Origin of the sequence: Paraburkholderia sp. BCC1885 (assembly GCF_900996235.1) — a bacterium.
GTDB lineage: Bacteria > Pseudomonadota > Gammaproteobacteria > Burkholderiales > Burkholderiaceae > Paraburkholderia.
The window spans coordinates 1-1,287 of sequence record NZ_CAAJGM010000003.1; the positions used below are offsets into that span (position 1 = coordinate 1).

Consider the following 1,287-nt stretch of genomic DNA (forward strand, 5'->3'; position numbering starts at 1 on the left):
TGAGCTTGCCCCCGAAAAACGAATCCCTTGCTGAGCAGGTAAACTCAAGCAAGGAGAAGAACGATGACAAGCAAGGCAAAGCGGGCACAGTACACGCTCGAGTTCAAGCTGGAAGCGGTACGACTGGTCAAAGCCGGGCAAAGCATGGCAGCAGTGGCGGCGACACTGGGTGTGGTTGAACAGACGCTGTACAACTGGGTGAAAGCTGACCGGGAAGGCAAGCTGGCGGGCGCAGGCACGAAGCCTGTGAGCCCGGAACAGATGGAGTTGGCGCGGCTGCGTGCGGAGGTAGCGCGCCTGAAGATGGAGCGAGACATATTAAAAAAGTGCGCAGCGTACTTCGCGAAGGAATCGATGTGAAGTACGCGTTCATCGAGCACAATCGACGCCACTGGCCAGTCTCGGTCCTATGCGAAGTGCTGGAAGTCAGTCCCAGCGGATATCATCAGCGCCGGCAACGCACCGCGCACGACAAGCCGCACCGTAGCCGCGTAAGCAACGATGCACTGCTCGCGCAAGTCAAGGCGATTCACATGCAGGTCAAGGGCGAATACGGCTGGCCTCGCATGTGGAAGGAGTTGCTCACGCAAGGCGTGCGCGTGGGCAAAGAACGGGTTCGCAAACTGATGGCGCAGCATGGCATTCGAGCCCGCCACAAGCGCAAGTACATCGCGACGACGAACTCGAACCACGATTTGCCGGTGGCGCCGAATCTGTTGGAGCGCGACTTCACCGCTAACGCACCGAACCTAGTCTGGACGACCGACATCACGTACCTGGCGACAGCCGAAGGCTGGGTCTACCTCGCGGCCATCATCGACCTGTTCAGCAGGCAGGTGGTGGGCTGGTCGATGCAGCCGCACATGAAGGCTGAACTGGTCACGGACGCGTTGCGAATGGCGTGGTTCCGGCGTCGCCCTGACGCCGGCGTAATCGTGCATAGCGACAGGGGCAGCCAGTATTGCAGCGGCCTGTTTCAGGACGCGTTGAAGGCCTACGGCATGCGTTCGTCGATGAGCCGACGTGGAAATTGTTGGGATAACTCGCCGACGGAAAGTCTATGGGGTTCGCTGAAGGTAGCACGCATGCACGGACGACACTTCCCCACCCGGCGGGCAGCAATGGATGAGGTGATTGACTGGCTGGGCTTTTACAACGCGCGCCGGTTACATTCAACGCTCGATTACGTCAGCCCCATGACATTCGAAAAGAACTGGTTCGCGGCTCATAGAGGCGAAGCCGCATAATTCACCCAGCTATGGGGTTCGTCAAACGGGGGCAAGGTCA

1 protein-coding gene is annotated in these 1,287 nt (G+C 59.3%); it reads left to right on the plus strand.

Annotated features, from left to right (window positions below; translation table 11 throughout):
• Window positions 1-63: 63 nt before the first annotated feature.
• Window positions 64-1,247 (plus strand): IS3 family transposase gene (locus FQ755_RS00015; RefSeq protein ID WP_144150084.1). Its coding sequence is split into 2 segments (ribosomal slippage): window positions 64-328 and window positions 328-1,247, totalling 1,185 coding nucleotides; the frame shifts between segments, so codons are not numbered across the junction.
• Window positions 1,248-1,287: the final 40 nt, after the last annotated feature.